This is a genomic window from Phormidium pseudopriestleyi FRX01 (assembly GCF_017313335.1).
GTDB classification, from domain to species: Bacteria; Cyanobacteriota; Cyanobacteriia; order Cyanobacteriales; family Laspinemataceae; genus Laspinema; species Laspinema pseudopriestleyi.
In genome coordinates, this window is the sequence record NZ_JAFLQW010000004.1 from 1 (window position 1) to 9060 (window position 9060).

Below are 9060 nucleotides of genomic sequence, written 5' to 3' on the forward strand. Positions count from 1 at the left end.
ATGATTGACCTTTATACCTTTACGACGCCCAATGGACGCAAGGTTTCTATTCTGTTAGAAGAGTTGAATATTTCCTACAATGTCCATAAAATTGATATTACCCAAGGGCAGCAATTTTTACCAGATTTTGTGGCGATTAATCCCAATAGCAAAATTCCGGCAATTATCGACCATGATACAGAAATGACTGTGTTTGAATCGGGGGCTATCTTGATGTATTTGGCGGAAAAAATGGGGAAATTGCTGCCAACAGAGACTAAATCTCGCTATCAAGTGATGGAGTGTTTGATGTTTCAGATGGCAAGTGTGGGTCCGATGTTTGGGCAGTTTAATCATTTTAATCGGTTTGCGCCGGAAAAAGTTCCTTATGCGATCGCCCGTTATGAGCAAGAAACTTTGCGATTATATGGGGTATTAAACGGACAATTGGCCGATCGCCCCTATATTGCGGGGGAGGATTACTCCATTGCGGATATTGCGCTTTATCCCTGGGTAGCGAGTTACGAGTTTATGGGGTTGACTTTGGAAAAACACCCCCATCTGAAGCACTGGGTAGAAATACTACAGGAACGTCCGGCAGTTCAACGGGGTATGGCAGTCCCTGCATAAATTACTCTTTTTTAAGAGAAAATTGCGCCGGAGAATAGGGGATGGCAGGGAGGACTTTAGTCGTGACACAAAAGCGGGGATAACGACTTCAGTCGTTACTACAAACCTTGGAGAGTGCCTTTGAGGGTTGATTTGATAAAGTTTGTTATGCTGGGATTATCTGTCCACTAGGATAATTACTGGTATGCACCGTTTTCTGACCGGATCGTTAAAAATTGAACGGTTAAACGTGGCGATCGCCGATTTACCCACCCATCTGATCGGGACAAAATTAGTCCAGTTATCGGATTTTCATTATGAAAAGGAGGGATTGTCAGATAAACTATTGGCCGAGGCGATCGCGGCGTCCAATCATGCCGACCCCGATTTGGTCCTGCTGACTGGGGACTATGTAACCCTGAATCCTGACTGCATTTACCCTTTGACATTGCAACTCAAGCATCTCCAAAGTCGCCGGGGTATCTATGGTATTTTAGGCAACCATGATATCAATTTGCCTCACTCCAAATCAACCATTATTGCAGCATTCGAGAGGATTGGAATTCCTATTCTCTGGAACGAATTGGTCTATCCTTTAGGGTCAGGTTTAGCGGTGGTGGGAATGGCAGAGGTGCAGTCGGGTCAGTTTAATGCTCAGGCAGTTTTTCCCAGGATTAATGAATCAATTCCCCGGATTATTCTCTCCCATAATCCCGATACAGCAACTTATTTGCAAACACTTCGGGTTGATTTACAGCTATCCGGTCATACTCATGGGGGGCAAATTATTTTACCCATAATTGGGCCAATTCCTGCTTATTTGAAAACCCTGCGTGAACGAATTCCTGAATCCTGGAGACAATGGATTCCTTATCTGTCAAAAGACTGTTATAAAATTGTGGAGCGATGGGATTGGTCTCAAGGATTGCATCAGGTTGGAAACAATCAACTTTATGTGAGTCGAGGATTGGGGACTTATTTCCCGGGACGGCTATTTTGTCCCCCAGAAGTTACGATTATTACTTTGCAGGGACATCCGGATAAAAAGAGGGAATAAAACCGTTTTTTCACCCTAGGATATCCCCGAATAAAAATCTCTCAGAGTGCTGTTTACAAGGTTCTGCATCGAAACTAAAAAAAATGTAATGGACGGGTATGAAAAAAGATTGTATGGATGCGGTAAGACCGATCGCTTTACTGAGTGCCGTGGCGATCGCCACCCTGGGTTGGATGACAAGATTGGAGGGTTCCGAACCCCCTTATGCCATGATTCCGGCCATCAACATGAGCGTTCAGACAGCCATCAGTCCACCGTGGATAACTTTGAATGGAACAGTAGAAAATCCGGGGGTTACTAAACCCATCATCGCCGCCAATACTCGCTTTGGTATCAAGTTATTTTCTCAAATTTATCAGCAACAAAAGGCCAAGAATATTTTTATTTCTCCCTTAAGTTTGACTCTAGCTTTACAAATGCTCAATGGGGGTGCAACAGGAGCAACTCACGAGGCGATCGCCTCAGTTTTGGAAACTCCAGGGATGGACCAAGGGCAAATTGACCTCACCCTATCCGCACTCCAAACTCACCTCAAGGAAATAGATTCAGAAGTAGAATTAGCCATTGCTAATTCTTTTTGGATGAGGCAAAATAGCTCTTTTAATGCTAATTTTATTCAAAGGAATGAAACCAGTTATCACGCCCTAACTCGTGAAATTGATTTTAGTAGCCCTGCTATTGCCGCCCCCGTAATTAATGGGTGGGTAGCCGAAGAAACTCGTCAAAAAATAGACCATATTTTAGAACCTAATGATTTCGATAGCACTACTATTGCCCTGTTACTAAATGCTATTTACTTTAAATCGGCCTGGTTGAGTCCATTTTCTGAATCTGATACTCGTGAGTATCCATTTGCCTTAGCTGATGGACAGATGAAACCTCATCCCCTGATGTTTCAAACCCAAGAGTTTGCTTACTATGAAAATGACTTGTTCCAGGCGATCGCCTTGCCATACGGCAATACAGCAGAAGTAAATTTATATATTTTTCTGCCTAATCCTGAAGTGGGTTTAGATTTATTTTTAGAGCAATTGAATCCCGAAAACTGGAATTTATGGCTGAAAGAATATTGGGAAAATAAACCTGTAAAATTGGGACTGCCCCGGTTTAAAATAGAATATGATATTGAACTCAAAGATATTCTAACTGCGATGAATATGGGGATAGCTTTTAGCCCCCAAGCAGATTTTAGCTCAATTACTCCCGAGCCTTTCTGGATTAGTAAAATTAAGCATAAAACATTTTTGGAGGTGAATGAACAAGGAACGGAAGCATCGGCAGTAACGGGAATATTGGGGACTCGCAGTGGGCCAGTGGAAATGATTATCGATCGCCCTTTCTTTTTTGCAATTCGGGATGATACGACCGGAACTTTGCTGTTTATGGGAACTTTAGTTAATCCGATGCTTTAAATCTTCTAAATTAGTCAAGCAATTTTTAATAATTCTGCTCATATAATTAAGGAGTGGGAGCATCTTTTTCTCTGGCTATAGCAAGGAAGGAAGATGCTCCCACGGACATTGAGAACGACTGAAGTCGTTACTACAAACATGGAGAAGATTAACGCGAGTTGCTGACGGGTTCAACGTAGTTAATATTGGCGCGAATGAAACAATTGCTCGTTTGTTCGGGACCATTGCTACTTTCTACAAAGATCCAGGTTTGATTGTTGGAATCAAAAGTGAGGATAAACCCACCGGGAGAAAGTGCCGCTTGGAAGGTAGAATCGGGGGGTAATGTTCCTGTTACGGGCCAACTGCCGATATTTAAGGCACCAGCAGAGGGATTCCACACTTCGATAATAGTCCGATCGCCCATGCGACAGTTCAAACCGTTGGGGTCTGGGTCTACAACTCGCCAATTAATATGGTTAGATTTACCTGTATAATCCCCTTGGGCATTGGTTTGAGGTAAAACCGAGGAGGCGATCGGCATTTCATCCGGTGTGTCGCTGCCGCGATCGTCCTGAATCGGGGGTGAACTGGGATTGACTACAGGAGACTGGGGAGATTGAGAGGATTGGGGGGATGTAGTACAACTTACCGTACTCAGGGTGACAAGTGCCAGTAAAAGCGGTAAACCTAGGGGCTTAAATCTACCCTGATTGTTGCCCAATTCAGTCAGAGTTTTCCAAAAATAATCCAAATACATAACTTTCCGTTTCGCAATGCTAAATCAGTGAATAGTTCAATTTTCTGTTCCTCAGACTTAATTCGGGATATCCTGATTCCCGAGTCTGATTTATTGCCGGAATAATCCCACAAAAAATCTAGTCAGGGCATGAAGATGAGGACGATTCACCCCCGGACCCAAATCGATACCCTTTACCATAAACCGTATGAATTAATGGCACCTCCCCTGGAGCTTCAATTTTGCGTCGGAGTAGGCGAATTTGGGCCGCGAGGACGTTGCTGCTGGGTTTTTCTCCTGTAGGCCACAAATGTTGATAAATTTCGCTGTGGGTGAGTAATTGTCCGCTGTGGCGCATCAAATATTCCAGCAGAGTGCTTTCTTTCTCCGAGAGTTCAATGGTACGCCCCCCTCGGTAAGCTAACTGGTTGTCGAGGTCGAGTTCCAAATCATCCCGGTGGAGATGAGTCTCAGGGTTTGGGGTTTTCTGGGTGGCCGATCGCCGCAGTTGTGCGCGAACTCTCGCTAATAATTCTAGCAATTCAAAGGGTTTTACTAGATAATCATCCGCCCCAGCATCGAGTCCTTGAACGCGATCGTCTAAAGTATCTTTCGCCGTCAGAAATAGAACCGGCGTCACATCCCCTTGACGACGGATTTCCTGGCAAATAGCTAATCCAGATTGGTGGGGTAACATCCAATCTAAAATCAGCAAGTCATATCCCCCTTGCCGCGCTAATTCGGCCCCGGTTGCGCCATCGGAGGCGACTTCTACTTGATATCCTTCCCGAGTCAGGACCCGAGTTAGGGGTTCCGTGAGTTGGACTTCATCATCCACTAAGAGAATTCGCATTTGTTTGATTGGTAATGGTTGAGGGGTGGTTGGGGAGGGTGCATCCGATGTTTGGACAGTCTGCCCTCATCCCCCACCAGCCCCATTCTCCCGTTGCGGATTGAGGGTTAGATTCAGAAATTTTCCCCGAGGGCGTTTGTCCAGTAACGGTTAGAAACGGAGTTTGTTGACAACATTGATGTCTGCTTTGCCGCCAATGAGGGCCAGAACCCTGGTTGGTTGTCCCCATTCCCCGGTAAAATCTAAGACCGATAATTCTAATTTTGTCTTATGCTGACCGTTGCTTTACCGAAAGGATCGTTGTTAACCGATAGCATCCGACTGTTGCAGTCGGTGGGATTGGATTTTAGTGCATTTCTGGATTCGTCGAATCGACAGTTACAAATTTTAGACCCCACGGGGACCGCCAGGGCGCTGTTGGTGAGGACCCATGATGTGCCGGTTTATGTGGAGTACGGTCAAGCGCAGTTGGGGGTTGCCGGTTATGATGTGTTGCGGGAAAAACAGCCGCGAGTGGCCCAAGTGCTCGATTTGGGATTTGGCAAATGTCGGTTGTCGGTGGCGGTGAAGGAGTCGAGTCCCTACCGGCGATCGCTGGATTTACCGGCCCACGGACGAGTTGCCAGTAAGTTCGTCCATTGTGCGAGGGAATACTTTCAACGGTTGGATTTGCCGGTGGAAATCGTTCCTCTGTCGGGTTCTGTGGAACTGGGACCGATTACGGGGATGTCTGAGGCGATCGTTGATTTGGTCTCCACGGGACGGACTCTCAAGGAAAATGGCCTGATTGAAATGGAGGTGTTATTTGAGAGTTCGGCTAGATTGATTGCCCATCCGATTAGCTATCGTCTGAATACCGATGGCATCGGCGATCGCATTGCCGCCATCCGCGAAATGACGAGAACCGCAGTGTAATCCCTAGGATCCGCAAGGGCGATCGCCTCTGGGGTTGCGTTAGAGTGGGATGACATCTGTTTTCCATTGTCCATAAGGTTTATTGATGACTCGCTTATCACCGCCCCCAACTCCCAAAGAAGGTCGATCGCGCCGTCGTGAAAATGATTGGCGTTTATTTCTGCGTTTGGTGCCTTATGCCCGTCGCAGTAGCCGTCTGTTGGGGATTTCCCTGATATTATTAGTTCCCTTAGCCTTTGCAGGTGCCGTCCAACCGATTATTATCGGTCAGACGATTTCCTTGATCCGGAGTGAACCCACGAATCTTGAGTTTTTGACAACAATGACCCTCAGACAAGGTTTAAATCTCCTTTCTGGGTTGCTATTGTTCACGATTACTGTGCGATTTGCCTTACAAGCGATTCAGTCCTATTTCGTTCAAGAAATCGGACAAAAAATCACTGCCGATATTCGCAATGATTTGTTCGATCATGTCACCTCGTTGGCGGTCCGGTTTTTTGATCGCACTCCTGTCGGACGTTTGATTACCCGCCTGACTAGCGATGTAGAAGCCCTCGGCGAGGTTTTTTCTACTGGGGCAGTTGGGGTAATCACGGACTTATTTTCCATTGCGATCGTCTTAATCATCATGTTCTATCGGCAATGGCAACTGGCACTCCTGCTATTGCTGTTGCTGATTCCCGTTGCTTCCTTAATTATTTATTTCCAACAACAATATCGCAAAGAGAACTATAAAGCGCGAGAAGAACTCTCCTCCCTCAACTCTAAGTTACAAGAAAATATTGTCGGCGTTGGCGTGGTCCAAATCTTTCGCCGGGAAGCCTTTAATGCGGAAATTTTCCGGGTTAATAACCAGCGTTATATTAAAGCGGTTGACAAAACCATTTTTTATGATTCGGCTGTCTCTGCTACCTTAGAATGGATTGCCTTTGTGGCGATCGCCGGAGTCTTGTGGTTAGGGGGTCAACTGGTGATCGGTGATACCATGACAGTCGGAAAATTAGCGGAATTTATCCTATTTTCCCAACGCTTATTTGACCCTCTGCGTCAATTTGCCGATAAATTTACCGCCATTCAAGCGGGATTTACCTCCATTGAACGAATTAGCGATATTTTCAACGAAACCATCGAAATTCGCGATCCGGATGTCAAAGAACGGGCAGTGGGTGACCCGTGGCAAGGTGCCGCCTCGGGGAAAAGTGCTCCGGCGATCTATGACTCTCACCCTCATGCCGGAGAAATTCGCTTCCAGAATGTTTCTTTTGCCTATAAAAATGATGCTTATGTTCTCAAAAACCTCGACTTTACCATCAAACCCGGTGAAAAAGTCGCCCTAGTCGGTCCCACTGGGGCTGGAAAAAGTTCAATTGTCCGGTTGTTGTGTCGTCTCTACGAAGCGAGTCAAGGTCAAATTCTCGTCGATGGCGTCAATGTTCGAGATATGCGCCAAGCCGAATTACGCCAGCACATCGGGGTCATTCTCCAGGATGGTTTTTTGTTCGCTGGGGATGTTAAAAGTAATATCGGCCTCGGAGAAACCTATAGCCTAGCGGAGATTCAATCCGCTGCCGAACGAACCAATGTGGCGAGTTTTATTGAGGATTTACCCCAAGGATACAATACCCAATTACGGGAACGGGGGACTAATTTATCCGGGGGACAAAAGCAACTGTTAGCTTTTGCTAGGGCAGCGATTCGCAATCCTAAAATTTTAGTGCTAGATGAAGCAACTGCCAGTTTAGATGTCGGAACCGAGTCGTTAATTCAAGATGCCTTAGACCATTTATTACAGGACCGCACAGCGATTATTATCGCCCACCGTCTCTCGACGATTAAAAATGTCGATCGCATTCTAGTCCTCAAGCAAGGTCAACTGGTGGAACAAGGTAGTCATGAGGAATTACTCCAACAAGGTGGACTCTATGCCGGTTTATATCAGTTACAGATGTTAGGAAAGTAAGGATATTTTCCCCGTTCGTAGTAACGCCTTCAGGCGTTCTCTTTCTGAGTTCGTAGTAACTTCAGGCGTTACTACGAACTTTGAGGAAATTGATTTGGAGCGCAAAAGCTTATATATATTTCGGCACAGATTTCCATGATACTAATATACACAAAATACGATCGCCTGTCAAGAGGCGATCGCCTTTTTTTGTGAGTTAGCTCAAGATTGGTACAATGTGGTATAACTCAGCTAAACCTTCAAGCCAATCGGTCAAGCCTGGATTTCATGTAACAAGGCTTGGAATCGGAGGTCGTGACGAATCGAGTCCCAGGTTCCATCCAGACGAGTGCGTTCTTGACATTGCTCTGGGGCTTGAGAAATATAAGAATGCAAATGTTCGATCGCCCGTTCAATTTGACCGAGGAGGAGATGACAGGTGGCCTTGGCATAATGGACTTCGGGAAAATCGGCCTCAATATCCAGGGCCTCGGCATAGTTGGCGATCGCCTTTTCATACCGGCCAAACCGTTGCCAGGTTTCCCCGCGACGATACCAGGCCCAGGGATCATTCGGACGGAGGTCTAACGCGCAGTCATAACTATCTAGCGCTTCTTCATAGCGATTGTGTTTTGCTAAGACTTCCCCGCGACGATACCAGACCCAATAGTCATCCCGGCGTTCTTTTAGGGCCTGGTCAAAGCTGGCGATCGCCTCTTCAACCTGTCCGAGTTCTCCTAACGCTTTACCCCGTTGATACCAGGCCCAATAGTCCCGTGACCGCAATTCTAGGGCTTTATCGTAATTAGCAACGGCCTCTTCATGGCAGTTGATATGTCTTAAGGCATTCCCCCGGCGATACCAGGCCCAATAATCATTGGGTTTGCTTTCCAGTGCCTGATCATAGGAGGCAACGGCCTCTTGATAGCGTTCGATGGCCGCTAGTGCATTGGCGCGTTCATAACAGGCCCAATAATCATTGGGTCGGACTTCCAGGGCGTTGTTATAGCTGGCGATCGCCTCTTCATACCGTTTCGAGTCATGGAGAACGCTGGCCCGCTTATACCACTCTTGATAATCCTTCGGTGGGTCTGCTGATTCGGGCTTGAGTGCAGTCGCTGTCGCACTGTTCCCTAGATCTATTGAATTGTCTAATCCCATTGAGTCTTGATTTTCGCTCATAATAGCGCTCCAAAGCAGAAAATATCTGCGCTTTGTGGATTTGTTCCCTCGATTCGGGCTATCTTTTTGCCATTTAGCTGCTTGTCTGCCCTTTCGATAAGCGTTTATACTGACTTGGCTAGAATTTTAATCCGAGGTTTCTGGGGGTCCATTCACTGTAAATCCCCTCTAGAATCTTAAGGGATTTTTGACCCTTTATATTGAATTAAATTTATATTTTTCTTTCACGAATTAAACGCACTTTATTCCCCAATTTTAGAGAAGTTTTGTCAGTAAATCTTGACAATTTTAAGCCGATGAATCATGAGTTTCCTTGATACCCTAGACAGGGGATGAAACGTGAAAAATTTAGGCCAGTGTTTTTCAACGTTCCACCCCAAGAGTCTAAACTCTTAG

General features: G+C 45.9%; 8 protein-coding genes. 5 read left to right on the plus strand and 3 right to left on the minus strand.

What is annotated here, in order from left to right:
• The 3 genes from J0895_RS00115 to J0895_RS00125 all read left to right on the plus strand — a co-directional run.
• Positions 1-609: glutathione binding-like protein (locus J0895_RS00115; RefSeq protein WP_207086123.1), on the plus strand; the 609-nt coding region annotated here is incomplete at its 5' end.
• 184 nt (positions 610-793) lie between these two features.
• A complete protein-coding gene (locus J0895_RS00120) occupies positions 794-1645 on the plus strand; it encodes a metallophosphoesterase (protein WP_207086124.1) in 852 nt (283 codons plus the stop codon).
• Between the two features lie 113 nt (positions 1646-1758).
• Entirely contained in the window at positions 1759-3057 is a 1299-nt protein-coding gene (locus tag J0895_RS00125) for a serpin family protein (RefSeq protein ID WP_207086125.1), read from the plus strand.
• A gap of 148 nt (positions 3058-3205) precedes the next feature.
• Here the strand turns inward: J0895_RS00125 and J0895_RS00130 are convergent, their stop codons facing one another.
• On the minus strand, positions 3206-3796 hold the full coding sequence (locus J0895_RS00130; protein WP_207086126.1) for a hypothetical protein: 591 nt from the start codon (positions 3794-3796) through the stop codon (positions 3206-3208).
• A 118-nt stretch (positions 3797-3914) separates the two neighbouring features.
• Complete coding sequence (locus J0895_RS00135) at positions 3915-4628, minus strand: response regulator transcription factor (protein ID WP_207086127.1); 714 nt, start codon at positions 4626-4628, stop codon at positions 3915-3917.
• Positions 4629-4898: 270 nt separating this feature from the next.
• Here J0895_RS00135 and hisG point away from each other — a divergent pair, with 270 nt between their 5' ends.
• Both hisG and J0895_RS00145 read left to right on the plus strand, forming a co-directional pair.
• On the plus strand, positions 4899-5543 hold the full coding sequence (hisG, locus tag J0895_RS00140) for an ATP phosphoribosyltransferase (RefSeq protein ID WP_207086128.1): 645 nt from the start codon (positions 4899-4901) through the stop codon (positions 5541-5543).
• A gap of 85 nt (positions 5544-5628) precedes the next feature.
• The gene (locus J0895_RS00145; protein WP_207086129.1) at positions 5629-7503 is read left to right on the plus strand and encodes an ABC transporter ATP-binding protein; all 1875 of its coding nucleotides are present in this window, start codon (positions 5629-5631) and stop codon (positions 7501-7503) included.
• A 252-nt stretch (positions 7504-7755) separates the two neighbouring features.
• On the opposite strand, the gene J0895_RS00150 is transcribed toward J0895_RS00145, so the two are convergent.
• Positions 7756-8664, minus strand: coding sequence for a tetratricopeptide repeat protein (locus J0895_RS00150; protein WP_207086130.1), 909 nt, complete (start codon positions 8662-8664; stop codon positions 7756-7758).
• Between the last annotated feature and the right edge of the window lie 396 nt (positions 8665-9060).

Excerpts from the sequence above, each read along its gene's own strand:
- J0895_RS00120 (WP_207086124.1), top strand. The coding sequence starts at position 794 with ATGCACCGTTTTCTGACCGGATCGTTAAAAATTGAACGGTTAAACGTG.
- J0895_RS00125 (WP_207086125.1), top strand. The coding sequence starts at position 1,759 with ATGGATGCGGTAAGACCGATCGCTTTACTGAGTGCCGTGGCGATCGCC.
- J0895_RS00130 (WP_207086126.1), bottom strand. The coding sequence starts at position 3,796 with ATGTATTTGGATTATTTTTGGAAAACTCTGACTGAATTGGGCAACAAT.
- J0895_RS00135 (WP_207086127.1), bottom strand. The coding sequence starts at position 4,628 with ATGCGAATTCTCTTAGTGGATGATGAAGTCCAACTCACGGAACCCCTA.
- hisG (WP_207086128.1), top strand. The coding sequence starts at position 4,899 with ATGCTGACCGTTGCTTTACCGAAAGGATCGTTGTTAACCGATAGCATC.
- J0895_RS00145 (WP_207086129.1), top strand. The coding sequence starts at position 5,629 with ATGACTCGCTTATCACCGCCCCCAACTCCCAAAGAAGGTCGATCGCGC.
- J0895_RS00150 (WP_207086130.1), bottom strand. The coding sequence starts at position 8,664 with ATGAGCGAAAATCAAGACTCAATGGGATTAGACAATTCAATAGATCTA.